The organism is Maritimibacter sp. HL-12 (assembly GCF_900177545.1).
In the GTDB taxonomy this organism is placed as follows: Bacteria; Pseudomonadota; Alphaproteobacteria; order Rhodobacterales; family Rhodobacteraceae; genus Sinisalibacter.
In genome coordinates, this window is record NZ_FXBQ01000001.1 from 3,116,930 (window position 1) to 3,142,708 (window position 25,779).

A 25,779-nucleotide genomic window follows, 5' to 3' on the forward strand; every position below is an offset into this window, starting at 1 on the left:
CCGGAATTTTTTCATGATCTGGGCACTTTTGCCCTGTAACCTGATCTGGCCTGAAAATCTGAACCGACCTTGCCCGGGATTGAAGCCATGCTGCATTTTCGTTCACCCGCCGTCGAAAACGACCTGCCCCCCGCACTCGATATGCGCGCGGGCGTTCTCTCGGCGCTCGGGCCGGTGAGCATGCCGGAATTCGCCACTTCGGGGCTGGCCCAGTCCTCGGTGATCGAAACCGCGCGCGGCTCGGTTCTGGCGCGCGATATTCGGGCCGGTGACCGGGTGGTGACCCGTGACAACGGGATGCAAACCCTGCGCTGGGTGGGCACTTCGACGGTGATCTACGACGAGCCGGACGCGGGCGGCACGATTTGCGACCACCCCCATCGCGGCCCGGTGCGAATCCGTGCCGGCGCGCTTGGCAGCAATCCGGACGCGGGCAATCTCGTGCTCGCCCCCGGCCAGCGCGTGCTCGTGCGCAATGCGCTCAGCAACCTCCTTTTCGCCACCGATGAAATCATGGCATCGGTGGGCGACCTCACCCATATCGAAGGCACCGATATCGCGCCACGCTCGGTGGGGCGCTGGGTCCACCTGCTGTTCGACCAACACGAATTGATCCAGGTCAACGGGCTCTGGATGGAAAGCTTCGCGCCCGACATGTGGTCGATCCGGGTGGCCTACCCGGAGCAATGGCATGCGATCACCGAGGCGATGCCGCGGCTGCGCTACGACAATACCGCGGCGAATTACGTCGAGTCGCGGCCGACGATCGACGCCCGCGAGGCCCGCCTGATCGACGCGATCTGACCGAACGACGCCCCTGGGGGGATGTCTGAACGCCGGGCACCCGCGAGGAGCCCGGCGTTCGCACGTCAACCGGGGGCCTGCCCTGCGCGCCAGTCCGCCCAGTCTTCCGGCGTGTCGAGATCGGTCAGGGCGTGGCGGTCAGGCAGCGGCACGAGTTGCACGCGCGCGCTTTCCCGGCGCAACAGATCGCGCCCGCCCGCATCGCCGGTGAGCCGGGCGAGGGCGGCAAAGTCGCGGGCCGGAAACAGCACCGGATGTCCGGGCGTGCCCTCGGCGCTGGCCCCCCGCAGGATCGACGTTCCATCGAACCGGGCGAGCAGGGCGGCGATGTCGGCGGGGGTGATCTCGGGCATGTCGGCAAGCAGCACCAGCAGCCCGGGGCAATCGGCGGGCAGCGATGCAAGGCCCGCGCGCAGGCTTGCGGCCATGCCGCTGGCGGCGTCGGGCACCTCGACCAGCGTGGCCCCGGTGCCTTCGAGCGCGGCCCAGCGTTGCGGCCATTCGCGGCGGGGCGGCAACGCCACGAAAACCGGCGCGGCCGTGGCTTGGGCACTTGTCACCCGCTCGACAAGGATCGGCCGGCCCGAAACCTCTTCCATCAGCTTGTCGCGCCCGCGCATCCGCGTCGAGCGCCCGGCGGCGAGGACGAGGAGCGCCGGGCCGGTCACTTCTCCGGGATCAGCCCGCGTGGACTGAATCGCAGCACCAGGAGCAGGATCACGCCCATGGTGAGCAGCCTCATATGCGCGGCCGAGCCGAGCAGATGCGCGCGCAGCGCCGATTCCGCACCCATGCCGGAGGTGAGCAAGTCCATCATCCAGCGCCCGAGCGGTTCGACCTGCACCCAGAAGAACCAGATCAGGAAGCCGCCCAGCACCGAGCCCCAGTTCGAGCCCGAGCCGCCGACGATCACCATGACCCAGATCAGGAAGGTATAGCGCAGGGGCTGGTAGGTGCCGGGGGTGAACAGCCCGTCGAGCGTTGTCATCATCGCGCCGGCAATGCCGACGACGGCGGAACCGAGAATGAACACCTGAAGGTGACGGCGTGTCACGTCCTTGCCCATCGCCTCGGCGGCAACCTCGTTGTCGCGGATCGCGCGCATCATCCGGCCCCAGGGCGAGTTCAGCGCGGCCTGGCTCATCCACATCAGGATGGCGAGCACGATGACGAAGAGCCCGGCAAAGGCGAGTTTGACAGTGATCGACGAGAAGGTCACCGGGTCGAGCCCCTGGTTCGCGGCCCAGCCGACGAATTCGGCGCTCTGTTGCAGGTCGACCTCGTAGGGCACCGGCCAGGGCCGGTCGAGACCGTTGACGTTTTTCACCCCACGCGCGAGCCACTCTTCGTTCTTCAGCACGGCGATCACGATCTCGGAGATGCCGAGCGTTGCGATGGCGAGGTAATCCGAGCGTAGCCCGAGCGCGGTTTTGCCGATGGCCCAGGCCACGCCCGCCGCGAGCAGACCGCCGACGACCCAGGCCAGGATCACCGGCAGGCCGAGCCCGCCGAGGTAGCCGGTGGCGGCCGGGTTCACCGCCTCGACGGCGCTCACCGCCGGATCGAAGATCGCGCGGTAGGCAAAAAAGCCCGCAACCAGCAAAACGGTGAGGGCAAGGGCACGCAGCCGCCCGGGGGCCATGCGCTTGTAGAGCGCGACGGCGGCGGCCAGCACGGCGACGGCAAAGGCGAGCCCCGCGAGCAGGCGCGGCCCGCCTGCGGACCAGGCCTCGCGCACCGGCGCTTCCGAAGTGACCACCACGGCAAGCCCGCCAAGCGCCACGAAGCCCATGACGCCGACGTTGAACAGCCCGGCATAACCCCACTGGATATTGACCCCGAGCGCCATGATCGCCGAGACCAGCCCCATGTTGAGGATCAGCAGCGCCGAGTTCCAGCTCTGGAACATGCCGGTCCAGAGGATCATCAGGGCGACGAGGCCGAACAGGGCGATGTTCTTCCAGTTCACGCGCAGCTTGCCGGTGTCATCGGTGTTTGTGGTTTCGACGGTCATACCGCTTTCCCCTTGAAGAGCCCGGTGGGTTTGAACAGGAGCACCACCACGAGGATCGCGAAAGAGACCGCGAACTTGTAGTCGGTGGAGAGCAGTTGCACGAGCCCGTCCGGCGCGAGGCTGTCGGGCAACAGGTAGCCCAGCACCTTTTTCCAGGCATAGGTGACCATCACTTCCGAGAAGGCGATCACGAAGCCCCCGGCGATGGCCCCGAGCGGGTTGCCGAGACCGCCGACGATGGCGGAGGCGAAGATCGGCAGCAGAAGCTGGAAATAGGTGAAGGGTTTGAAGCTCTTGTCGAGGCCGTAGAGCACGCCCGCGATGGTCGCCAGCGCCGCGACGATGAGCCATGTGATCATCACCACCCGCTCCGGGTTGATCCCCGAGAGCAGCGCGAGATCCTCGTTGTCGGAGAAGGCGCGCATCGACTTGCCGGTACGGGTCCGGTTGAGGAACCAGAACAGCGCCGCCACCACCACCACCGCGGTGATCAGCGTGATGCCTTGCGAGGTGCGGATCGCCAGCCCCTCGCTGAGCCCTGTCCACTCCTTGAAATCGCGCGCCGAGATGATGAACCGCGCACCGTCGGCGAACCGCTGATCGCCGGGGCCGACGACGAAACGCACGATGCCGTTCATGATGAACATCACCCCGATCGAGGCCATCACGAAGACGATCGGCTTGGCTTTCACCCGTCGGTAGAAGCGATACACCACCCGGTCGGTGGCCAGCATCAGCGCCGCCGCGCCGAGAATCCCGAAGGGCAGGGCGAGAAGCGCCGTCGGCAACGGCCCGAGGTTGATCCCCATCGACTGGAACCACCAGGTGAGCAGGATCGTCACCATCGCGCCGAAGGCCATGGTATCGCCATGGGCGAAATTGGAGAACCGCAGGATGCCGTAGATCAGCGTGACCCCGAGCGCGCCGAGGGCAAGCTGGCTGCCATAGGCAGCGGCCGGGATCAGCACGTAGTTGGAAAGCGCCACGATGGCGTTGAGGATATCCATCATTCGTCTCCGCAGGTGCCGAAATAGGTAACCGACGCAGGGCCTGCGCCGATGTGAAGGGTGTAGAGCGCGGTGTTCGTGCCGATGGTCAGCAGGTGCAGCGCACCGGGCCCGCGCGCCACGATCTGTTGCGCCTGGCCGTCCTCGACATGGAGGATGTCGAGGGTTTCCGCGATGGTCATGATCCGGCCCGCCTTGTGATCGACGGTCAGCTCCCAGTCGGTCGGCTCACAGCCGAGCGACATGTAGCATTCTTCGGTGAAGGTGCAGACCGGCGCGGCAAGGGCCGGGCTGGCGAGCAGGCCGACGCACAGACCGCCGATAGCTGGGAACACGGCTTTCATCTCTCAGCCCCCGAGGAAACTTGCGCGCACCTCGGGGTTGGCAAGAAGCTCCTTGCCGGTCCCGGTATGGGCGTTCTGGCCTTGCACGAGCACGAAGCCTTTGTCTGCGATCTCAAGGGCCTGGCGGGCGTTCTGTTCCACCATCAGCACCGGCAGCCCGGTGCGGGCCACCTCGATGATCCGGTCGAACAACTCGTCCATCACGATCGGCGAGACGCCGGCGGTGGGTTCGTCGAGCATCAGCACCTTGGGCCGCGTCATCAGCGCACGGCCTACTGCGACCTGCTGGCGCTGGCCGCCGGAAAGCTCGCCCGCGGCCTGATAGCGTTTTTCCTTCAGGATCGGGAACAACTCGTAGACCTGTTCCATCGTCCCGGAGATGTCGTCGCGCCGGATGAAGGCCCCCATTTCGAGGTTTTCCTCTACCGTCAGCGAAGTGAAGATGTTGTTGTTCTGCGGCACGAAGCCCATGCCCTTGGCGACCCGTGCCTGCGGCGTGAGGTCGGTGATGTCCTCGTCGTCAAGCCGCACGCTGCCGCCGCGCAGGTGCAGCATGCCGAACAGCGCCTTCATGCCGGTGGATTTGCCGGCACCGTTGGGGCCGACGATCACCGCGATCTCGCCGCGGTCGACCGCGATGGTGCAATCGGAGAGGATGTCGGGGCCGGCCTTGCCGTAGCCGCCGGTCATCTTCTCGCCGATCAGGAAGGGGCCGCCGGGGGCGGGCTTGGCCTTGCCGTTCTGGGGGCCTGCGCGCATCTCGCCCTGGCCCTTGGGGTTCACAATCGTGGAATCGCGGTTGTAGCCGGGGGCGTCGAAGGGTTGGCTCATGCTTCGACCTTGTCCTTGTTCTTGAGGCCGGTGCCGAGATAGGCCTCGATCACATGTTCATTGGCCTTGATCTCGTTCAGGGTGCCTTCGGCAAGCACCTTGCCCTCGGCCATGCAGATCACAGGGTCGCACAGCCGGTCGATGAAATCCATGTCGTGCTCGATCACCACGAAGGTATAGCCGCGCTCCTTGTTGAGGCGGATGATCGCGTCGCCGATGGTGTTGAGCAGGGTGCGGTTCACGCCCGCGCCGACCTCGTCGAGAAACACGATCCGGGCATCCACCATCATCGTGCGGCCAAGCTCGAGAAGCTTTTTCTGGCCGCCCGACACCTGTCCGGCCTTGTGGTCGGCAAGGTGTTCGATGGTCAGGAACTCCAGCACCTCGTCGGCCCGGGCGCGCAGCGCGCGTTCCTCGTCGGCAATCCGCTTGCGGCCAAACCAGGTGTCCCACAGCTTTTCACCGAGCTGACCCGGCGGCACCATCATCAGGTTCTCGCGGCAGGTCATCGAGGCGAACTCGTGGGCGATCTGGAAGGTGCGCAGGAGGCCCTTGTGGAACAGCTCGTGCGGCGGCAGGCCGGTGATGTCTTCGCCCTCCATCGTCACGCGCCCTGACGTGGGTTGAAGAACGCCGGCCACAACGTTGAAAAGCGTTGTTTTTCCGGCACCGTTCGGGCCAATCAGCCCGGTGATCGTGCCCTTTTCGATCTCCAGAGAAGCGCCGTCGACGGCATGAAATCCGCCGAAATGTTTGTGCAGGTTTTCAACCTTGATCAAAGATCCCACCCCGTGTTTCGCGGGTGCCCCTCCCGCCTTATGCAGCACAGCCCGGGGGGTTGGCCCCGGGCTGTGCGATTGGTCCGTGCGCCGCTCGGATCAGCGGAACTTGACGGTTTCGAAACCGTCTTCGGTCACGTCGTACTCACGGTAGGTGCCCGCGGCTTCGCCCGGTCCGATCAGTTCGACGTTGGAGGCACCGACATAGTCGACATCGCCGCCAGCGGCGAGGATCTCGAACGCCTTGCCAAGCTCGCCCGGCAGGATCGGCTCGCCCGGGGCGTTGGCCACGTCCATCACGTTGGCAGCGATCCCGGCGGGGGTGGCCTCGCCGGCCTTCATCGCGGCCAGCAGGATCAGCGCGGCGGCGTCGTAGCTTTCGCGGGTGAAGGAGCTGTCGGGGTTGATCCCGGCGGCTTCGGCCTGTGCGGTAAAGGCCTCGGTGCCTTCGCCTTCCGACCACGGGATCGTGCCGTAGGAGCCAACCAACCCGTCGCCGAGATCGGTGCGCAGAACCTCGGAGAACATGCCGTCGCCCATCACGAAGGTTTCGAAGGCGCCGGCGTCGAGCGCAGACTGGATCACGCCCTTGCCGCCCTGGTCGGAATAGCCGAACACCATCAGGGCTTCGCCGCCGGCCGAGGCCAGCGCGCCGACTTCGGCCGAGTAATCGGCCTTGCCGTCTTCATGCGGCACCGCGGTGGTGACCGAGCCGCCAACCGCTTCGAACGATTCGGCGAAGGCATCTGAAAGGCCCTTGCCGTAGTCGTTGTTGGTGTAGGTGATCGCCACTTCGGTCACGCCACGGTCGTTGAGGATCGCCGCGAGCACTTCGCCCTGGCGCGCGTCCGACGGGGCGGTGCGGAAGAACAGGTCGTTGTCTTCGGCGGTGGAGAGCGCCGGCGAGGTCGCCGAGGGCGAAATCATCGGCACGCCGTTCGGCATCGCCACGTTGGCAAGGATCGCGCCGGTCACGCCCGAGCAATCCGCGCCCATGATCGCGACCACGCCATCGGTGGTGATCAGGCGCTCGGCGGCGGCAGAGGCCGCGGCGCTGTCGATGCAGGTCGAATCGGCGCGCACCGGAACCAGCGTCATCCCTTCGAGGAATTTGCCCGAATCGTTGGCTTCGCTGATCGCGAGTTCGGCGGCGTCTGCCATGGCCGGCGTGATCGATTCCAGCGGGCCGGTGTAGCCGAGGATCACCCCGATATTGACGTCTTCGGCGAAGGCGCCGGTGGCGATCAGCGTCGCGGCGGACGCCATGAGCAGTTTTTTCATGTTTATCTCCCAAGTTGGTAACATTTTCCGGCCCTCACCCTAGCGTTTTTGTCACAAAAGGGAAGCCTTTAGCCGCGGTCTTTTGCGCATCTTGCGCGGCCTCACATTCGCGTGGGGGAGGTTGCCCCAGCGTCACCCAAGACCGACAATGGCGGCATGATGGTTTTGATACGCTCCCGAATCCTTGCCCTCGCGGTGGCCGTGGCCGCTCTCGCGCCGCTGCCGCTCGCGGCCGAAACGGTGGAGACCAGCGTGGGCCGGTTGCAGATTGAAGAGGTGGCGGACGGGTTTCGCGAGCCCTGGGGGCTGGCCTTCCTGCCCGACGACGGCTTTCTTGTCACCGAGCGCGCCGGGGCCCTGTGGCGGGTCGGCGCAGACGGCGCGCGCCAGCGTGTCGAGGGCGCACCCGAGGTCTGGGCGCGCGGACAGGGCGGGCTGCTCGACGTGATGGTGCCGCGCGATTTTTCCGAGAGCCGCGAGGTTTTCCTGAGCTTCTCCAAGCCGCAACCGGACGGTGCCGGCACCGCGCTCGGGGCCGGGCGGCTCAACGAAGCCGGGGACGCGCTGGAGGATTTCCGCGTGATCTTCGAGATGACGGCGGGCGGCGGACGCGGCCAGCATTTCGGCTCGCGCATCGTCGAAGCCCCGGACGGGCACCTCTTTCTGACCATTGGCGATCGCGGCGCGGCCGAACGCGCGCAGGACAACGCCCACCACAACGGCACCGTGGTGCGGATCGCGCGCGATGGCGCGGTGCCGGATGACAACCCCTTCGTTGGCGTCGAGGACGCGCAGCCCGAGATCTGGTCCTATGGCCACCGCAACGCACAAGGCGCGGCGCTCGGCCCCGAAGGCGGGCTCTGGCTGGTCGAACACGGCGCGATGGGCGGCGACGAGGTCAACCGCGTCGAGCCCGGTGCGAATTACGGCTGGCCGGAGATCTCTTACGGGCGCAACTACGACGGCTCGAAAATCGGTGTCGGCACCGAGGCGGAGGGCATGAAACAGCCGGTGCATTACTGGGACCCGTCGATCGCGCCCTCGGGGCTGGCCGTCTATTCCGGCGCGCTCTGGCCCGAATGGGAGGGGCGGATGATCGTCGGCAGCCTCAAGTTCGACTACATCGCGGTGCTCGACCCCGAGACCGGCAACGAAGAGGCGTTGCGCAGCCGCGAGTCCGCCCGGGTGCGCGATGTGCGCGAAGCCCCCGACGGATCGATCTGGTTTCTCTCGGTCGGGCAGGGCGGGGTGTTCCGGATCATCCCGGCTCGATAGCGCGGGCCACGCGGTCCGCGCCCCGGTTCCGACCGATGCTGATCCCGCCTGCCGCCGGGATCAGATCCCGCCGTCCTCGCTGCGTTTGCCGCTGGTCGAACCGCGCTCCCGGTAGGGCGTGGTCTCGTAATGCGCGCGGTAGCATTTCGAGAAATGCGAGGGCGAGGTGAAACCGCAGGCCAGTGCCACGTTGATCACGCTCATGTCGGTCTGCATCAACAGGTTGCGGGCCTTCTGGAGCCGCAGTTCCATGTAATAACGCTTCGGCGAGCGGTTGAGGTAGCGGCGGAACAGCCGTTCGAGCTGGCGGGTGGACAGCCCGACATCAGCGGCCAGCCGCGAGGGGCTGACCGGCTCCTCGATATGCGCCTCCATCGCCTGGATCACCTGGCCGAGCTTGGGGTGACGCACACCGATCCGGGTGGGCACCGAAAGGCGCTGGGTGTCGCGGTCGGTCCGAATCGCGGTGTAGATCTGCTGGTCGGCGACGGCATTGGCCACTTCCGGTCCGTGGTGCTGCGAGATCACCGCGAGCATCAGGTCGATCGAGGCGGTGCCGCCCGCCGTGGTCATCCGGTTGCCGTCGATCACGTAGACCGAGCGGGTCAGGTCGACCTCGCTGAAATCCTCGGAGAACCCATCGTGGTTTTCCCAGTGGATCGTGGCGCGTTTGCCGTCGAGCAGGCCTGCTTCGGCCAAGCTGTGGGCCCCGGTGCAGAGCGCCCCCATCGCCACCCCGCGCCGCGCCTCGCGCCGGAGCCACGACACCAGTTTTTTCGAGGTGTGTTGTGCCACGTTCACGCCGCTGCAGATCACCACCGTGTCGGAGTGGTGCAACTCGTCGAGCCCGGTGTCGAGCAACACGCGGCATCCCGCCGAACAGGTCGCCATCTCGCCGCCTTCGCCGGCGAGAGTCCAACTGTAGGCCTCGTAGCCGAGGAAGCGGTTGGCGAGTCGCAGCGCGTCGATCGCGCCGGCAAAGGAGAGCATGGTGAACTCCTCGAGCAGCACGAAAACGAAGCGGCGCGTTGCACGGTCGCCCGGCACTTCGCTGGTGGCTCTTCGACTCATTGCGCGGATCCCTGTTCGCGGTAAACTTGGTCCAAGCACATCAGCTTTGCCGCCCGCGCGCAAGATGCCCGGGCGGGCAACTTTGCTTTGCACATGCGGCGAAGCCCGCGTATACCACCCCGGACTTGGTGGGCTGTTGCCGCTAACAGCCCCTGAAAAGCGATACGGAGACGGCGATGACGGACTGGACCAAATCATCCTGGCGCACGAAGCCCCGGGTGCAGATGCCCACCTATCCCGACCAGGCCCGCCTGGACGCGGTCGAGGCGCAGCTTGGCAAGTATCCGCCGCTGGTTTTTGCCGGAGAGGCCCGGCGGCTGAAGGCGGAACTGGCCAAGGCCGCACGCGGTGAGGCCTTCCTGCTGCAAGGCGGCGATTGTGCCGAGAGCTTTGCCGAGTTTTCCGCCGACACGATCCGCGACACCTTCAAGGTGCTGCTCCAGATGGCGGTGGTGCTGACCTACGGCGCCAAGGTGCCGGTGATCAAGGTCGGCCGGATGGCGGGCCAGTTCGCCAAGCCGCGGTCGTCGGATTTCGAGACCGTGAACGGCGTCGAACTGCCCTCCTACCGGGGCGACATCATAAACGATCTCGACGGCACGCCCGAAGCGCGCCTGCCCGATCCTTACAAGATGCTGCAGGCCTATACCCAGTCGGCCGCCTCGCTGAACCTGCTGCGCGCTTTCTCGACCGGCGGCTATGCCGACATCCACAAGGTCCATAGCTGGACGCTGGGGTTCACCGAGCGCGACGAGGCGGAGAAATATCGCGAGATGGCCGAGCGGATCTCGGACACCCTCAGCTTCATGCGGGCCGCGGGCGTCGACAGTGCGCGCGCGCATACCCTGGGCTCGGTGGATTTCTACACCAGCCACGAGAGCCTGCTGCTGGAATACGAAGAGGCGCTCACCCGGGTCGATTCGACCACCGGGCAGGTGGTGGCCGGCTCGGGGCACATGCTCTGGATCGGCGACCGGACCCGCCAGCCCGACGGCGCACACGTGGAGTTTGCCCGTGGCGTGATCAACCCGATCGGGCTCAAGACCGGCCCCTCCACCAGCGCCGACGATCTCAAGCGGCTGATGGCGCGGCTCAACCCCGAGAACGAGCCGGGACGGCTGACCCTGATCGCGCGCTTCGGTGCCGGGCAGGTGGCCGATCACCTGCCGCGTCTGATCCAGGCGGTGCAAGAGGAGGGGGCCGCGGTGGTCTGGTCCTGCGACCCGATGCACGGCAACACGATCAAGTCGGCCTCCGGCTACAAGACCCGGCCCTTCGAGCGGGTGCTGGCGGAAGTGCAGGAGTTCTTCGCCGTTCACCGCGAAGCGGGCACGATCCCGGGCGGTGTGCATTTCGAGATGACCGGCAAGGACGTGACCGAATGCACCGGGGGCGTCCGGGCGGTGTCGGACGAAGATCTTTCCGACCGCTATCACACCGTTTGCGATCCGCGCCTCAACGCCTCGCAATCGCTGGAACTGGCCTTCCTCGTGGCCGAGGAACTCGCCGGGCGCGACGTGACGGCACCGCGCAGCGCGGTTTCGGGCTGATCCTTCCGCCGCGCACCCCGAGCGCGAACAATCGGCAAGCCCCGGTCTTTCGGCCGGGGCTTTTCAGTTTGGGCAAGCCTCAATCCCGCGCGGCGTCGTGAACCAGCCTCAGATGGGGTCCGCGCTGGTGTCGGCTTGCGTCGGCCTGGCGGATTTCGGCGATCTGGCGGCGCAACTGCGCGGTGCGCGGGTTGACCTTTTGCGCGCCTCCGTCGCGCCCGGCCTCCTCCCCGCCATCTCCGGTTGAACGCGTCCGCCGCGCCGGATCCTGCGGTCCGCGGTTGGCGAAGGGATCGCCGATCAGAGGTTTGGTTTCGATATCCGAGATGCTGAAGCGGCGCGGGCCCCGACCGATCTTGCCGCGCGATTGCAGCGCGCCGAGAATACGCGTGGGCCGTCCGGTCTCGTCGCGCAACGGCAACAGGATCATCTGGGCTTCGAGCGGTTCGAGGCGAAACCCGTCCTCGCTCCTGAGCGCGAGCCGCACCACCGCCGGTTCGTCGAGCACGGCTTCCAGAACCCGGGTCATCTCGCGGCGGGCATCGGGCAGGAACAGCGCGGTGACCGGCATGCCGCGCACCTCCATCCCCATGATCTCGCCGAGGTGCAGCCCGGCAAGGCGGATACGTCCAAGGCCGGGCGCGATCTTTTCCAGCATGAAGGCGAACTCGAGTACCGCCGCGATGCCGCGCGGATCGACATCGGCGCGCGTGGGCATGAGCCGACCGTTGCGCAAGCCTTCCCAGTAGCTTTCGACCGTGCCGATCGCCGGGAACCGCGCCTGCCGACGCAGAGGGGTGAGCGAGATCACCTTGTCGCCCTTCACGTAATCCATGGTCATATCGAGGTTCCTTGTCGCATCGGCCTGGCGCCTGTCCGTTGGCGCGCGGCCCTTCGCCTCCGGTTGCCCCGGTGGGGGCGGTCTGGTAACGAAAGGACGGCGCGCCTTTTCGATGCCTCAATCTGCCACATTTTGGTCGCAAATGGGGCAAAATCTGAACAAATGGTTAACCCGCCATGATCCATTCGATGACCGGTTTCGCCGCTCTGAAGGGCCACCACGAGGCCTGGAGCTGGGCCTGGGATATCCGTTCGGTCAACGCGCGCGGCTTCGATCTGCGGTTGAAACTGCCCGATTGGATCGACGGGCTGGAGCCGGCCGTGCGCAAGGCGGTGGCGGCGGCGGTGACGCGCGGCAGCGTCTCGGTGGGGCTCAGGCTCACCCGCGAGGCGACGGCGGGCGGGCCGGCGCTCGATCCCGAGGCGCTCGACCGGGCGATGGCCATGCTGGTGGAAATCTCGCAAACCGCGGTGACCCGGGGCATCGTGCTCGCGGCACCGAGCGCGGTGGAAATCGCGCAGATGCGCGGGGTGAGCGATGCCACGCCCGAGGTGCAAGACACCGCCGGTCTGCGCGCGGCGCTGATCGCCGATCTGCCGGGCCTGCTCGCGGCCCTCAACCAGATGCGCGTTCACGAAGGGGCGGTGCTGAAGTCGCTGCTTGAAACCCAGCTCGACGAGATCGAGACGCTGGTGGACAATGGGGTTGCCGCCGCAGAAGCCCGGCGCGAGGCGCAGGGTGCGAACCTGCGCGCCGCCCTCGCGCGGGTGATGGACAACACCGACGGCGCCGATCCCGACCGGGTGGCACAGGAACTGGCGTTGATCGCGGTGAAATCGGATGTGCGCGAGGAACTCGACCGGCTCGCGGCCCATGTCGGCCAGGCCCGCAGCCTGCTCGCGGGCAAGGAGGCCTGCGGGCGCAAGCTCGACTTCCTGATGCAGGAATTCAACCGCGAGGCCAATACGCTGTGCTCCAAGGCGCAGTTTCAGGAACTGACCCGCATCGGCCTCGATCTCAAGGCGTTGATCGACCAGATGCGCGAACAGGTTCAGAACGTGGAATAGGGGCAGGGCACATGGCCAAGCGGCGCGGACTTCTCATCATCCTGTCGTCGCCCTCCGGGGCGGGCAAATCGACGCTGGCGCAACGGCTGCGCGACTGGGACCCGGAAATCGTCTTCTCGGTTTCCGCCACCACCCGTGCGCCGCGCCCCGGCGAGGTCGACGGGCGGGAATACCACTTCACCTCTCCCGAAACCTTCAAGACCATGGTCGCCGACGGCGAGATGCTCGAACACGCCCATGTTTTCGGCCATTTCTACGGGTCGCCCAAGGCCCCGGTGGAAGCCGCCATCGCAGAGGGCCGCGACGTGCTCTTTGATATCGACTGGCAGGGCGCGCAGCAGATCCGCAACTCGTCGCTGGCACCACACACGCTCTCGATCTTCCTGCTGCCGCCCTCGATCCGCGAACTCAAGCGCCGCCTCGAAGACCGGGGGCAGGACGAAGCGGAGGTGATCGCGCGGCGGATGCAGAAAAGCTGGGACGAGATCAGCCATTGGGACGGCTATGATTACGTGCTGGTCAACGACAACCTCGACGCCACCGAGAAGCAGTTGAAGCAGATCGTCGCCGCGACCCGGCTCAAACGCATCCAGCAGCCCGACCTCACCGAACACGTGCGCGGGCTGCAATCGGAATTCGAGGATCTGACATGACGCTCTACGCACTCGACGGCATCGCACCCGCCTTGCACGACACCGCCTGGGTGGCGCCCGATGCCAACCTGATCGGCAAGGTGGTGCTCGAAGCCGGGGCCTCGGTCTGGTTCGGCGCTACGCTCCGGGGCGACAACGAGACGATCACCGTGGGCGAGGGCTCGAACCTGCAGGAAAACGTGGTCTGCCACACCGATCCGGGCTACCCGCTCCTGATCGGGCGCGACGTGACGGTGGGCCACAAGGCAATGCTGCACGGCTGCGAGATCGGCGAAGGCAGCCTGATCGGCATGGGGGCCACGATCCTCAACGGCGCGCGCATCGGCAAGGGCTGCCTGATCGGCGCGGGCGCGCTGGTGACCGAGGGCAAGGAGATCCCCGACGGCAGCCTGGTGATGGGCACGCCGGGCAAGGTGGTGCGCGACCTCGACGAGACCGCCCGCGCGGCGCTTCTGGAAAGCGCCCGGCGCTACCGCGAGAACGCGGCGCGGTTTCGGGCAGGGCTGAAAAAGCTCAAATAAGAATAGGCTCCCTGGTGAGCTTCACTCTGGAAGTCCGTTTGCTTTGAAGCTGCGAACACATAGTTCATTTGTAAACGCCTTCAATGGATCGCGATTGGCCAACTGTGCACATGCACTAAAGACTCTTGCGTTGACCTCAATCTCCAACGCTTTTTGCTTCGCGTCTTGCTCAGCTATTCTCGCTGCAGCCTGCAATTCCATTTCTTTCTTGCGTTCTTCAAGAACTGCCTTTCGGGCGAGTTCCAATTGGGCCTGGGCCGCAGTTGTGGTGTAGAAGTCGCCAAGTTCCGGGTAGAACTTAAGAACATCGTTGATTTGACGAACGTAGGATACACACGTGGCTCCATCTTCATTCAGTCTCTTCAATACGCCGTCTATGTTACCAACGGCCAGTTCCTCCGTGGCAATAGCAACAATTTTGTCGGCATAGGGCATAGCGGCGTCGCGCCCTTCGAAGCGGTTGTCTGCATTGGAGATTGCGTCAAGGCAGTTCTTGGTAGCCAAATCAAGTTCGGCGGCATTGGCCGAGGCGCTACTAGGGAGCCCTAAAAGTACTACCGCAAGTGAAAGAGCTTTCGAGCGTTTCATGAGGAACCTCGGTGGCCTCCTAATCCTTGCCGCGATAGGGTTCCACGTATTGCAGCGCCATGTCCCAGGGAAAGAAGATCCAGGTGTCCTGGCTCACCTCGGTGATATAGGTATCGACCATCGGCTTGCCCTTGGGCTTGGCATAGACAGTGGCGAAATGCGCCTTCGGCATCAGCTTGCGCACCACTTCGAGGGTTCTGCCGGTATCGACGAGGTCATCGACGATCAGGATGCCGGTGCCGTCGCCCACCACCTCCATGTCGGGCGACTTGATCACTACCGGCTCCGACTGGCTCTGGTGCTGGTAGCTCTTCACGCTGATCGTATCGACCATGCGGATATCAAGCTCGCGGCTGACGATCATCGCCGGGGCCATGCCGCCTCGGGTGATCGCGACCACAGCCTTCCATGCCCCGCCGGCGAGCGGGCTTTGATGGTCGAGCCGCCAGGCCAGCGCGCGGCTGTCGCGGTGGATCTGGTCCCAGGAGACGTGAAAGCCTTTCTCGTGCGGCAACCGGTCGTTCATTCCATTTTCCCCCCGGAACCGGCGTCGATATCCGGCGCGTCGACCGCTTTCATGCCGACGACGTGGTAGCCGGCGTCAACGTGGTGAGTCTCGCCGGTCACGCCTGCGCCGAGATCGGACAGCAGGTAAAGCGCCGAATTGCCGACGTCGTCGGTGGTCACGTTGCGCCTGAGCGGCGAGTTGAGTTCGTTCCACTTCATGATGTAGCGAAAATCTCCGATCCCCGAGGCCGCAAGCGTCTTGATCGGGCCGGCGGAGATCGCGTTCACGCGGATGCCGTCCTTGCCGAAATCTTCCGCGAGGTAGCGCACGCTGGCTTCCAGCGCCGCCTTGGCCACGCCCATCACGTTGTAATGCGGCATCACCCGCTCGGCACCGTAATAGGTCAGCGTCACGATACTGCCGCCGTTGGGCATCATCCGGGCGGCGCGGCTGGCCACGGCGGTGAAGGAATAGACCGAGATATCCATCGTCACGCGGAAATTGTCGCGTGTGGTTTCGGCGTAGCGGCCCCTGAGCTGGGCCTTGTCGGAGTAGCCGATGGCGTGAACGACGAAGTCGAGCTTGCCCCAGGTCGCTTCGAGGGCCGCGAAGAGCGCGTCGATCGAGGCGTCGTCGCCAACATCGCAGGGCAGCACGATCTCGGAGCCAAGCTGGTCGGCCAGCGGCACCACGCGTTTTTTCACCGCGTCGCCCTGGTAGGAAAAGGCCAGTTCCGCCCCCGCCTCGCGGCAGGCCCGGGCGATGCCCCAGGCGATGCTCTTGTCGTTTGCCAGGCCCATGATCAGCCCGCGTTTGCCGTTCATCAACCCGTTTGACATTCGCTGTTCCCCGTCCGCTCGCTATCGGTTAAGCCGGTCTACGTCATTGCCCCGGAGGCTTCAAGCCTGCCGGGGTATGCGCGGGGTGACGGATGCCGACCCGGCGACAGCGGAGGCGATCACAGGAGGCCGAGATGAGCGATCGGGGCGGGATTTTCGCGGGCGACAACCCGTTTCGGATTGCCCGGGACTGGCTCGACGAGGCCACCGAACTGGAGGTGAACGACCCCGACGCGATCGCGCTCGCGACGGTGGACGCGGCCGGGCTGCCCAATGTGCGCATGGTGCTGCTCAAGGAAATCGAGGTGTCCGATGATGACGGGGCCTTCGTGTTCTACACCAACTACGGGTCGGCCAAGGCGAGCGAGATCGAGGCGACGGGCAAGGCCGCTTTCGTGCTGCACTGGAAAAGCCTGCGCCGCCAGATCAGGGTACGCGGGCTGGTCAACCGCGAGGAGGGCGAGCAGGCCGACGCCTATTATGCCTCGCGCTCGCTCAAGAGCCGGCTCGGGGCCTGGGCCTCGCACCAGAGCCAGGCGCTGGCCTCGCGCACGGCGCTGATGGCGGCGGTTGCCAAGCTCACGCCGAAGCTCGGCACCCATCCGCCACGCCCGCCGTTCTGGGGCGGATACCGCATAAAACCGCTTGAAATCGAGTTCTGGGCCGATGGTGCCTTTCGTCTCCACGACCGCTTTCGCTGGCGGCGCGATGCACCCGGCGAGGCCTGGAACATAACCCGACTGAACCCCTGAGCGGGCCGGCCTCGCGGCTCGGCGGCCCCGTGCCGAGATCGGGACCTGTCCAAAAATACAGGTGAGGATTGCTTGCACATGGCAACGATCTGAACCAATTAATTACATAGGGATGCGAACTTAACGCGGGACACGCGGATAGAATGACTGAAGACAACGACTCTGGCGCACGGGAAACCCTGCGCGGGCAGGTTAAATGGTTCGATGCGACGAAAGGCTTTGGCTTCGTCGTGGCCGATCAGGGTGGGCCCGATATCCTGCTGCACGCCAACGTGCTGCGCAATTTCGGCCAGAGCTCCGTCGCGGACGGGGCCGGGATCGAACTCGTGGCACAATCGACCAAGCGCGGGATGCAGGCGGTCGAGGTGCTTTCGATCGAGCCGCCGGAGGGATCGGTGATGCCCGCCGAAGGGCTCGCGGAGGAAATCGTCGATCTTGACGATGCCGGGCCGATGGAGCCGGCGCGGGTGAAGTGGTTCGACAAGGGCAAGGGCTTCGGCTTCGCCAATGTGTTCGGCAAGCCCGAAGATGTGTTCATTCATATCGAGGTTCTGCGCCGCTCGGGATTTGCCGATCTGCAGCCGGGCGAGGCGGTGACCTTGCGCGTTGTCGATGGTGCGCGCGGACGGATGGCGGTGATCGTGGCGGCGTGGGACGCGGCCCTCGGAGCAGGCGACACGGAATGAAGGCGGTGCGTGCCATCGCGGCGGCGGCATTGGCGCTGCTTGCCGCATCGGGCACGCTGCTTGCCGAATCCGCTGCCTGCGCCCCCGACCGGCTCGACATCCGGGGCGACTGGGGCGAGGCACGGTTTTCGGTCGAACTTGCCGCCACCCGGGAAAGCCAGGCGCGCGGGCTGATGTTCCGCGAGAGCCTCGCCGCCTCTCATGGCATGCTCTTCGTCTACGAGCGGCCCGGCACACCGGCGTTCTGGATGAAAAACACGCTGATCCCGCTCGACATGCTCTTCATCACGCCCGAGGGCGTGGTGCAGCATGTGCACCCCGAGGCGGTGCCCGGCGACGAAACGCCGATCCGCGGCGGCGACGGGGTGCTTGCGGTGTTCGAGATCCGCGGCGGTCTGGCCTCGGCGATCGGCATCGGTCCGGGCGACGAGATCCGCCACCCGGCGTTCGGCACCGGGGCCGCGTGGGCCTGCGCGGAAGAGCCGGCGCAATAGCCCTTGCCCTAGCGCGGTGCGCGCTTGTATGGAGTGCCACGTCGGGGCGTAGCGCAGCCTGGTAGCGCGTCTGTTTTGGGTACAGAAGGTCGTGAGTTCGAATCTCGCCGCCCCGACCACATCTCCGCCGACATCACCTCCTGTCAAAAGAACGCAACATGATGCGTATGCGTCCCCCGATGCTATCCATATGTAGTGCGGTTCCTGTCCGATTCTTGTGCAAATCAAACATCGAGGCGCTTGCCTGTTGCCCCTCTGCCGCGCTCGCGCGAAAACCTCGTGTAACACCCGCGTGACGCTCCGCCTCATCCAAGGCGCGAGCATTCCGGGGGAAACGCCTGAAAAATCGAGAGCTTCGCGGAAGCCTTCCGTTTCCCGGTGCGCAAGCCGACTCGGGGGTGCCTGAGAGGGCCGGTTCGTCAAGCAAAAATCCAAAAAATTCTTCGTTGATCTTTCATCAAACCTACGCCAGTTTGTGCAAGTCGGTCGGCGAGCCACAACATATAGTGTGGCCGTTCGGCGGGTAGGGATAGAAGTCTAGCATCGAGCAGCCCCGATCCGGGAGCACATTTCGGTGACCGATTGATCGGTCGGCGGGGGGCATCGATTCCCCCGACGCCCGCCCCTTGCCCCGTCGTCCCGATCGGGAGGTATGAGACCGGCCCGCCGCCGCAATGACGGCCTGGGCCACGAGCAAGAAGGGATGATACGGGCACCATGAAGATCGAACGCAAATTCACCAAGGCAGGGGCAGATGCCTATTCGGAGCTGAACTTCACCACCACGACCTCGGAGATCCGCAATCCTGACGGAACGGTGGTGTTTAAGCTGGAAAACGTCGAGGTGCCGGAAGGCTGGAGCCAGGTGGCCTCCGACGTGATCGCACAGAAATATTTCCGCAAGGCGGGGGTTCCGGCAGCAACCAAACCGGTCAAGGAAAAGGGCGTGCCCACGTTCCTGCAGCGGCATGTGCCCGATACCAAGGCTCTCGAAAAACTGCCGGAAGATCAGCGCTTTGGCGGCGAAACCTCAGCCCGGCAAGTGTTTGACCGTCTCGCCGGGGCCTGGGCCTACTGGGGCTGGAAAGGTGGCTACTTCACTACCGAGGACGATGCGCGCGCCTATTTCGACGAGATGCGCCACATGCTGGCCGCGCAGATGGCCGCGCCGAACAGCCCGCAGTGGTTCAACACCGGCCTGCACTGGGCCTACGGCATCGACGGCCCGGGCCAGGGGCATTATTACGTCGACTACCAGTCCGGCGAGCTGACCCGGTCGTCCTCGGCCTACGAACACCCGCAGCCGCACGCCTGCTTCATCCAGTCGATTGCCGACGATCTGGTGGGCGACGGCGGAATCATGGACCTCTGGGTCCGCGAGGCGCGGCTGTTCAAATACGGCTCCGGCACCGGCACCAACTTCTCGTCGCTGCGGGCCGCCAACGAGCCGCTTTCCGGCGGCGGCAAGTCGTCGGGCCTCATGGGCTTTTTGAAGATCGGCGACCGCGCGGCAGGCGCGATCAAGTCGGGCGGCACCACCCGGCGCGCGGCCAAGATGGTCATCGTCGACGCCGATCACCCCGATATCGAGGAATACATCAACTGGAAGGTCAAGGAGGAGCAGAAGGTCGCCTCGCTGGTGGCCGGCTCGAAGATGCACGAGCAGCACCTCAACGAGATCTTCGCCGCGATCCGCACCTGGGACGGGGCCGAGGCCGATGCCACCGATCCGAAGGCGAACGACACCCTGAAAGCGGCGATCCGCGCCGCCAAGAAGGTGGCGATCCCGGAGAACTACATCAAGCGCGTGCTCGATTACGCCAAGCAGGGCTACGGCTCGATCGAGTTTCCGACCTATGACACCGACTGGGATTCGGAAGCCTATGGCACCGTGTCGGGCCAGAACTCCAACAATACCGTGCGCGTCACCGATGCCTACCTCGAAGCTGTGCGCAACGATGCCGACTGGGAATTGATCCGGCGCACCGACGGGTCGGTGGCCAAGACGATCAAGGCGCGCGACCTGTGGGAGCAGATCGGCCACGCCGCCTGGGCTTCGGCCGATCCGGGCATCCAGTATCACGACACGATCAACGCCTGGCACACCTGCCCCGAAGACGGCCAGATCCGCGCCTCGAACCCGTGCTCGGAATACATGTTCCTCGACGATACCGCCTGCAACCTCGCGTCGATGAACCTGCTGACCTTCCTGCACGACGGCAAGTTCGACGCCGAAAGCTACATGCATGCCACCCGGCTGTGGACGATCACGCTGGAGATCAGCGTGATGATGGCGCAGTTCCCGTCGAAGGAAATTGCGCAACTGTCGTATGATTTCCGCACCTTGGGCCTTGGCTATGCCAACGTCGGCGGGCTCCTGATGAACATGGGGCTGGGCTACGATTCCGACGAGGGCCGGGCGATGACCGGCGCGCTCACCGCGATCATGACCGGCACCGCCTATGCCACCTCGGCCGAGATGGCGGGTGAACTGGGGGCCTTCTCGGGCTACCAGCGCAACGCCGCGCACATGCTGCGGGTGATCCGCAACCACCGCACCGCGGCCTACGGTTCGACCGATGGCTATGAAGACCTCGCGGTCAAGCCGGTGGCGCTCGATCACGCCGGTTGCCCCGATCCCCGTCTCGTCGACCTGGCGATGGCGAGCTGGGACGAGGCGCTGGCGCTGGGCGAACAGCACGGCTACCGCAACGCGCAGGTTTCGGTGATCGCGCCGACCGGCACGATCGGGCTGGTGATGGATTGCGACACCACCGGGATCGAGCCCGATTTCGCACTGGTGAAGTTCAAGAAGCTGGCCGGCGGCGGCTACTTCAAGATCATCAACCGCTCGGTGCCCGCGGGGCTTGAAGCGCTCGGCTATTCCTCGGCCCAGATCGAGGAGATCGTGGCCTATGCGGTGGGCCACGGCACTCTCGGCAACGCGCCGGGGATCAACGCCAGCACCCTGCGCCAGAAAGGGTTCGGGGAGGCCGAGATCGCCAAGGTCGAAGCCGGTCTGGTCGGTGCCTTCGATATCCGCTTCCTGTTCAACCAGTGGACGCTGGGGGCCGAGTTCTGCAAGGAAAGCCTCGGGCTGACCGATGCGCAACTGAACGATCCCGGCTTCGACATGCTGCGTCACCTTGGCTATTCCAGGGGCGATATCGACGCCGCGAACGACCATGCCGTGGGCACGATGACGCTGGAAGGCGCGCCGCACCTGAAGGAAGAGCATTACCACGTCTTCGACACCGCCAATCCGGCCGGCAAGAAGGGCAAGCGCTTCCTCTCCACCAACTCGCACATCTACATGATGGCGGCGGCGCAAAGCTTCATCTCGGGCGCGATCTCGAAAACCATCAACATGCCGCACAACGCCACCATCGAGGATTGCCAGAAGGCCTACGAGCTCTCCTGGAGCCTCGGGATCAAGGCCAACGCGCTCTACCGCGACGGCTCGAAGCTGAGCCAGCCGCTCGCCTCGGCGCTGGTCGAGGACGACGAGGAGGCCGAGGAAATCCTCGCCTCGGGCTCGCCGCATGAAAAGGCGGCGGTGCTGGCCGAAAAGGTGATCGAGAAGATCGTCATCAAGGAAGTGGCACGCGGGCGCGAGAAACTGCCCGACCGGCGCAAGGGTTACACCCAGAAAGCCACCGTCGGCGGCCACAAGGTCTACCTGCGCACCGGCGAATACGAGAACGGCGGCCTCGGCGAGATCTTCATCGACATGCACAAGGAAGGCGCGGGCTTCCGGGCGATGATGAACAACTTCGCCATCGCGGTGAGCGTCGGCCTGCAATACGGCGTGCCGCTGGAGGAGTTCGTCGACGCCTTCACCTTCACCAAGTTCGAACCCGCCGGCATGGTGCAGGGCAACGAGACGATCAAGAACGCCACCTCGATCCTCGATTACATCTTCCGCGAACTGGCGGTCAGCTACCTCGACCGCACCGATCTGGCCCACGTCAAGCCGGAGGGCGCGAGCTTTGACGACATCGGCCGTGGCGAAGAGGAAGGTGTCAGCAATATCAAGGAGATGAGCGAAACGGCCGCGAGCCGGTCGCTGGAGGTGCTCAAGCAGATCAGCTCCACCGGCTACCTGCGCAAACGTCTGCCGCAGGAACTCGTGGTGTTCCAGGGCGGGGCAGCGGGGGCAACCGCGCTGGTCGGCGGGGCCGATGCGGTCGAGGCGCTGCACACGCTGGTGCCGGAAACCGCCGAAGGGCATGCCGGCGGCACGATGCTGAAAGGCACCGGCACCAGAGGCGGCGCGGCCACTGCGCTCGGCTCCGGGACGGTCGCGGCCGACGCCCGCCTCAAGGCCAAGATGCAGGGCTACGAGGGCGATCCTTGCGGCGATTGCGGCAACTACACGCTGGTGCGCAACGGCACCTGCCTGAAGTGCAACACCTGCGGCGGCACCACTGGCTGTAGCTGAGAGGCCGACATGCAAGTAATTGATCTTGAAGGGGGTTTTGTTATCGACGGCCGCGAGGTCGAGGCCGGATCGCTGCGCGTGATCGTCTCGACCGGCGGCGACGGGGTGCAGCACGGCTCGGGCACCTTTGCCCTGCCGCTGGCCCTGGTGGGGGCCGCGCCGGGGACGGGGTTCGGCTTCCGCTGCGAGACCGGCGAGCAGATCACGCTGATCCTGCGCGAGATCGACGCGGTGGAGGGGGTGGGCTACTTCCTCACCGAAGGGGCGATCCCGATGCCGACCAAGACGGCCCGACGGGCCTGATCGAGAGACCCGCGGCGGGTGCGCTCGCCGCGTCCGCGGATAAGGCCGCAGGCAGAAAACCGGGCGGTACGAAACACGAGCCTTATCAGCGAAACTGGGGAGCCACGGCTCCCCTTTTTCTTTGGCGGGGTCTTTGGCGGGCCCTTGCCTAGGAGAATTTTTTCCTATCCAAATGGATAGGAAAGCACATCATATGTGAAAACGCGCTCTCTATTTGAAATAGGAATTGCACTTTTGGTTCGGTTATCTCCTAATATCGTTGCAGATTGAAAAGAACCGCGGGGTCACGCGGGCAGGGTTTCGGAGGAGTGCGTTATGCTGGGATTGGTGCTGTGGTTCAATCCGGAGGCGCGGGTTGGGATGATCTGGTGCGACGACCAGGGCCCGCTCGCCTTTCTCGCGCCGGAGGTGGACTTGCCTCACGGCCGCGAGGCGTTGGACTGTGGCGACCAGATCACCTTTTCGGTCGAAATGCGCGATGACGTCCGTTACGTCCGCGATGTCTTGTCGGTGACATCGGCGATGGGCGCGACCGACCCGCGCGAGATTCTCGCGGGCTATCACAGCACCCGCGAGGCAGAATCCCATCTCAGCATCGTTGCCTGACCGGGCGCCGGCGTCAGGCCTCGCCGCCACGTGACAAGGCCGCCACCCCGGTGCGCGCGATCTCGACAAGCCCGAGCGGGCGCATCAGGTCGGCGAAGGCGTCCACCTTCTCGGGGCTGCCGGTGATCTCGAAAATGAAGCTCTGAAGCGTCGAGTCGACCACGTTGGCGCGGAAGATGTCGGCCAGGCGCAGCGCCTCGACGCGCTTTTCGCCGAGCCCCGCCACCTTCAGCAGCGCCAGTTCGCGCTCGACGGCGAACCCTTCCACGGTGAGATCGTGCACCTGGTGCACCGGCACGATCCGGCCGAGCTGGGCCTTGATCTGCACGATCACCGCCGGCGTTCCGGTGGTGACGATGGTGATCCGCGACTGGTGACCGGTGTGGTCAACCTCGGCCACGGTAAGGCTGTCGATGTTGTAGCCCCGCCCGGAGAACAACCCGATCACCCGGGCAAGCACGCCCGGTTCGTTGTCGACGATCACCGCCAGCGTGTGGCGCTCGATCACATCGGCGTTCGGGTCGCGCAGATCGTAGGCCGATTTGCGGGAGGAGCCTTTCTTGATGTTCAGTGCAGCCATTTTTCCGGCCCTCCTTAAACCAGCACCGCGCCGTCGCCCTTGATGGCGTCGGTTGCGGTGGCATCGCCCAGCAGCATCTTGTTGTGCGGTTCGCCCGACGGGATCATCGGGAAGCAGTTTTCGTGTTTTTCCACGAGCACCTCGAGCAGGAACGGCCCGTCATACTCGATCATCTCGCGGATCGCGTCGTCAAGGTCGGCCGGGTCCTTGACCGTGCGCCCCTTGCAGCCGAACGCTTCGGCCATCTTCGGGAAGTCGGGCAGGCTTTCGGTCCAGCTTTGCGAATAGCGTTCGCCGTGCAGGAGCTGTTGCCACTGGCGCACCATGCCGAGCCGCTCGTTGTTGAGGATGAACTGCTTGACCGGCAGGCGGAACTGCACAGCCGTCGAGATTTCCTGGATGTTCATCATGATCGAGGCGTCGCCCGCGACGTTGATCACCAGCGCGTCGGGATGAGCGATCTGCACGCCGTTGGAGGCGGGCAGCCCGTAGCCCATGGTGCCGAGGCCGCCGGAGGTCATCCAGCGGTTGGGATCTTCGAAGCCGAGGTATTGCGCCGCCCACATCTGGTGCTGGCCGACCTCGGTGGTGATGTAGCGATCCATGCCCTTGGTCAGCTCTTCGAGACGTTGCAGGGCGTATTGCGGTTTGATGATCTTTTCGGAGTTGTTGTAAGACAGACAATCGATCGCGCGCCATTGCTCGATCTGGGCCCACCACGCCTTGAGGCCTTCCTTGTTTGTCTTGCGGCCGCGCGATTTCCAGATCCGCAGCAGGTCTTCGAGCACGAAGCCGACATCGCCGAGGATCGCCAGGTCGACATGGATGACCTTGTTGATCGATGAGGCGTCGATGTCGATATGCGCCTTCTTCGAGCCGGGCGAGAAACTGTCGATCCGGCCGGTGATCCGGTCATCGAAACGGGCTCCGATGTTGATCATCAGATCGCAGTCGTGCATCGCCATGTTGGCCTCATAGAGCCCGTGCATGCCGAGCATCCCCAGCCACTTGTCGCCCGAGGCCGGGTAGGCCCCGAGCCCCATCAGCGTCGAGGTGATCGGAAAGCCGGTGGCGTCGACCAGTTCGCGCAGAAGCTGGCTTGCGCCGGGGCCGGAGTTGATCACGCCGCCGCCGGTGTAGAAGATCGGCTGCTCGGCTTCCTCCATCATCTCGACCAGCGCGGTGATCGCGAGAATGTCGCCCTTCTTCTGGGGCTGGTAATGGCTGGTGCGTGCCTTCTGCGGCGGGATGTAGGTGCCGGTGGCAAACTGCACATCCTTCGGAATATCGACCAGCGTCGGCCCCGGTCGCCCGGTGGTGGCGACGTGAAAGGCCTGGTGGATCGTGTCGGCCAGCATGTTGGTGTCTTTCACCAGCCAGTTGTGCTTGGTGCAGGGCCGGGTGATGCCCACGGTGTCGGCCTCCTGGAAACCGTCGGTGCCGATCATGAAGGTGGGCACCTGGCCGGTGAGCACGACGATCGGGATCGAATCCATCAGCGCATCGGTGAGCCCGGTCACCGCGTTGGTCGCCGCCGGACCGGAGGTGACGAGCACCACGCCGGGTTTGCCGGTGGAGCGGGCATAGCCCTCGGCGGCATGAACCGCGCCCTGTTCGTGGCGCACGAGGATGTGGCGAATATCGTTCTGCTGGAAGATCTCGTCATAGATCGGAAGAACTGCGCCCCCGGGGTAGCCGAATACCGTGTCCACACCCTGATCCTTCAGGGCCTGAACCACCATCCTCGCTCCGGTCATCTGACGTGTCATCTTGCTCTCCGTGTCACGCGTCGTCGTTGTCGATAAAAAAAGCCCCCGAGGATTTCGGGGGCGCATGGGTCTCTAAGAGGGTGACGTCACCGTCCCATGCGCCGCTCGTCCACTACTACGATGAGAATGCAGGTCATTCCCGGGCTCTCCTTTTGTCGCGCGTCACCCTAGGAGCG

26 protein-coding genes and 1 tRNA gene are annotated in these 25,779 nt (G+C 65.1%); 13 read left to right on the forward strand and 14 right to left on the reverse strand.

What is annotated here, in order from left to right; translation table 11 throughout:
- Window positions 1-87 precede the first annotated feature (87 nt).
- Window positions 88-804, forward strand: a complete 717-nt coding sequence (locus tag B9Y97_RS15395; protein ID WP_085527573.1) for a Hint domain-containing protein — start codon at window positions 88-90, stop codon at window positions 802-804.
- 65 nt (window positions 805-869) lie between these two features.
- Here the strand turns inward: B9Y97_RS15395 and B9Y97_RS15400 are convergent, their stop codons facing one another.
- From B9Y97_RS15400 to B9Y97_RS15430, 7 genes are all read right to left on the reverse strand, one after another.
- Window positions 870-1,472: a nucleotidyltransferase family protein gene (locus B9Y97_RS15400; protein ID WP_085527574.1), complete on the reverse strand. Its 603-nt coding sequence runs from the start codon at window positions 1,470-1,472 to the stop codon at window positions 870-872.
- Entirely contained in the window at window positions 1,469-2,731 is a 1,263-nt protein-coding gene (locus B9Y97_RS15405) for a branched-chain amino acid ABC transporter permease (RefSeq protein ID WP_254900980.1), read from the reverse strand. The genes B9Y97_RS15400 and B9Y97_RS15405 overlap by 4 nt, the downstream gene beginning before the upstream one ends.
- A gap of 83 nt (window positions 2,732-2,814) precedes the next feature.
- Window positions 2,815-3,825 (reverse strand): branched-chain amino acid ABC transporter permease, encoded by a 1,011-nt coding sequence (locus tag B9Y97_RS15410; RefSeq protein WP_085527576.1) that lies wholly within the window; start codon window positions 3,823-3,825, stop codon window positions 2,815-2,817.
- The gene (locus tag B9Y97_RS15415) at window positions 3,825-4,169 is read right to left on the reverse strand and encodes a hypothetical protein (protein WP_085527577.1); all 345 of its coding nucleotides are present in this window, start codon (window positions 4,167-4,169) and stop codon (window positions 3,825-3,827) included. Before B9Y97_RS15415 ends, B9Y97_RS15410 begins: the two co-directional genes overlap by 1 nt.
- 3 nt (window positions 4,170-4,172) lie before the next feature.
- On the reverse strand, window positions 4,173-5,000 hold the full coding sequence (locus B9Y97_RS15420) for an ABC transporter ATP-binding protein (RefSeq protein ID WP_085527578.1): 828 nt from the start codon (window positions 4,998-5,000) through the stop codon (window positions 4,173-4,175).
- Window positions 4,997-5,779: an ABC transporter ATP-binding protein gene (locus B9Y97_RS15425; protein WP_085527579.1), complete on the reverse strand. Its 783-nt coding sequence runs from the start codon at window positions 5,777-5,779 to the stop codon at window positions 4,997-4,999. Before B9Y97_RS15425 ends, B9Y97_RS15420 begins: the two co-directional genes overlap by 4 nt.
- A 99-nt stretch (window positions 5,780-5,878) precedes the next feature.
- A complete protein-coding gene (locus B9Y97_RS15430) occupies window positions 5,879-7,060 on the reverse strand; it encodes an ABC transporter substrate-binding protein (protein WP_085527580.1) in 1,182 nt (393 codons plus the stop codon).
- Window positions 7,061-7,216: 156 nt separating this feature from the next.
- Here B9Y97_RS15430 and B9Y97_RS15435 point away from each other — a divergent pair, with 156 nt between their 5' ends.
- Entirely contained in the window at window positions 7,217-8,335 is a 1,119-nt protein-coding gene (locus B9Y97_RS15435) for a PQQ-dependent sugar dehydrogenase (protein ID WP_085527581.1), read from the forward strand.
- A gap of 60 nt (window positions 8,336-8,395) precedes the next feature.
- Here the strand turns inward: B9Y97_RS15435 and B9Y97_RS15440 are convergent, their stop codons facing one another.
- A complete protein-coding gene (locus B9Y97_RS15440) occupies window positions 8,396-9,406 on the reverse strand; it encodes a GlxA family transcriptional regulator (RefSeq protein ID WP_085527582.1) in 1,011 nt (336 codons plus the stop codon).
- Between the two features lie 176 nt (window positions 9,407-9,582).
- Here B9Y97_RS15440 and B9Y97_RS15445 point away from each other — a divergent pair, with 176 nt between their 5' ends.
- Window positions 9,583-10,956 (forward strand): class II 3-deoxy-7-phosphoheptulonate synthase, encoded by a 1,374-nt coding sequence (locus B9Y97_RS15445; protein WP_085527583.1) that lies wholly within the window; start codon window positions 9,583-9,585, stop codon window positions 10,954-10,956.
- A 79-nt stretch (window positions 10,957-11,035) separates the two neighbouring features.
- Here the strand turns inward: B9Y97_RS15445 and B9Y97_RS15450 are convergent, their stop codons facing one another.
- The gene (locus tag B9Y97_RS15450) at window positions 11,036-11,797 is read right to left on the reverse strand and encodes a PAS domain-containing protein (RefSeq protein ID WP_139828343.1); all 762 of its coding nucleotides are present in this window, start codon (window positions 11,795-11,797) and stop codon (window positions 11,036-11,038) included.
- Window positions 11,798-11,973: 176 nt separating this feature from the next.
- Between B9Y97_RS15450 and B9Y97_RS15455 the strand changes: the two genes are divergently transcribed.
- From B9Y97_RS15455 to B9Y97_RS15465, 3 genes are read left to right on the forward strand one after another with little or no spacing between them, the layout of a single operon-like run.
- Window positions 11,974-12,864, forward strand: coding sequence for a YicC/YloC family endoribonuclease (locus B9Y97_RS15455; protein ID WP_254900938.1), 891 nt, complete (start codon window positions 11,974-11,976; stop codon window positions 12,862-12,864).
- A gap of 11 nt (window positions 12,865-12,875) precedes the next feature.
- Window positions 12,876-13,517, forward strand: coding sequence for a guanylate kinase (gene gmk, locus B9Y97_RS15460; protein ID WP_085527584.1), 642 nt, complete (start codon window positions 12,876-12,878; stop codon window positions 13,515-13,517).
- Window positions 13,514-14,038, forward strand: coding sequence for a gamma carbonic anhydrase family protein (locus B9Y97_RS15465; protein WP_085527585.1), 525 nt, complete (start codon window positions 13,514-13,516; stop codon window positions 14,036-14,038). Before gmk ends, B9Y97_RS15465 begins: the two co-directional genes overlap by 4 nt.
- 21 nt (window positions 14,039-14,059) lie before the next feature.
- Here the strand turns inward: B9Y97_RS15465 and B9Y97_RS18020 are convergent, their stop codons facing one another.
- From B9Y97_RS18020 to fabI, 3 genes are read right to left on the reverse strand one after another with little or no spacing between them, the layout of a single operon-like run.
- The gene (locus B9Y97_RS18020) at window positions 14,060-14,626 is read right to left on the reverse strand and encodes a hypothetical protein (RefSeq protein ID WP_139828344.1); all 567 of its coding nucleotides are present in this window, start codon (window positions 14,624-14,626) and stop codon (window positions 14,060-14,062) included.
- Window positions 14,627-14,645: 19 nt separating this feature from the next.
- Window positions 14,646-15,152 (reverse strand): xanthine phosphoribosyltransferase, encoded by a 507-nt coding sequence (gpt, locus tag B9Y97_RS15475; RefSeq protein ID WP_085527587.1) that lies wholly within the window; start codon window positions 15,150-15,152, stop codon window positions 14,646-14,648.
- Entirely contained in the window at window positions 15,149-15,973 is an 825-nt protein-coding gene (fabI, locus tag B9Y97_RS15480) for an enoyl-ACP reductase FabI (RefSeq protein ID WP_085527588.1), read from the reverse strand. The genes gpt and fabI overlap by 4 nt, the downstream gene beginning before the upstream one ends.
- A 134-nt stretch (window positions 15,974-16,107) precedes the next feature.
- On the opposite strand from fabI, the gene pdxH reads away from it, so the two are divergent.
- The 7 genes from pdxH (at window position 16,108) to B9Y97_RS15515 (ending at window position 23,254) form a co-directional block, all read left to right on the forward strand.
- Window positions 16,108-16,725, forward strand: coding sequence for a pyridoxamine 5'-phosphate oxidase (gene pdxH, locus B9Y97_RS15485; protein ID WP_085527589.1), 618 nt, complete (start codon window positions 16,108-16,110; stop codon window positions 16,723-16,725).
- A 143-nt stretch (window positions 16,726-16,868) separates the two neighbouring features.
- Entirely contained in the window at window positions 16,869-17,411 is a 543-nt protein-coding gene (locus B9Y97_RS15490) for a cold-shock protein (protein ID WP_085527590.1), read from the forward strand.
- Window positions 17,408-17,905: a DUF192 domain-containing protein gene (locus B9Y97_RS15495; RefSeq protein ID WP_085527591.1), complete on the forward strand. Its 498-nt coding sequence runs from the start codon at window positions 17,408-17,410 to the stop codon at window positions 17,903-17,905. The genes B9Y97_RS15490 and B9Y97_RS15495 overlap by 4 nt, the downstream gene beginning before the upstream one ends.
- Window positions 17,906-17,947: 42 nt before the next feature.
- A tRNA-Pro gene (locus B9Y97_RS15500) sits at window positions 17,948-18,024 on the forward strand.
- Window positions 18,025-18,622: 598 nt separating this feature from the next.
- A complete protein-coding gene (locus B9Y97_RS15505; RefSeq protein ID WP_085527592.1) occupies window positions 18,623-22,345 on the forward strand; it encodes a vitamin B12-dependent ribonucleotide reductase in 3,723 nt (1,240 codons plus the stop codon).
- Between the two features lie 9 nt (window positions 22,346-22,354).
- On the forward strand, window positions 22,355-22,648 hold the full coding sequence (locus tag B9Y97_RS15510; protein ID WP_085527593.1) for a hypothetical protein: 294 nt from the start codon (window positions 22,355-22,357) through the stop codon (window positions 22,646-22,648).
- Between the two features lie 315 nt (window positions 22,649-22,963).
- Window positions 22,964-23,254 carry a hypothetical protein gene (locus B9Y97_RS15515; RefSeq protein ID WP_085527594.1) on the forward strand — a complete coding sequence of 97 codons (291 nt, stop codon included), beginning with the start codon at window positions 22,964-22,966 and terminating at the stop codon, window positions 23,252-23,254.
- Between the two features lie 13 nt (window positions 23,255-23,267).
- On the opposite strand, the gene ilvN is transcribed toward B9Y97_RS15515, so the two are convergent.
- A complete protein-coding gene (ilvN, locus tag B9Y97_RS15520) occupies window positions 23,268-23,834 on the reverse strand; it encodes an acetolactate synthase small subunit (RefSeq protein WP_085527595.1) in 567 nt (188 codons plus the stop codon).
- Between the two features lie 14 nt (window positions 23,835-23,848).
- The gene (locus tag B9Y97_RS15525) at window positions 23,849-25,603 is read right to left on the reverse strand and encodes an acetolactate synthase 3 large subunit (protein WP_085527596.1); all 1,755 of its coding nucleotides are present in this window, start codon (window positions 25,601-25,603) and stop codon (window positions 23,849-23,851) included.
- Window positions 25,604-25,779 lie beyond the last annotated feature (176 nt).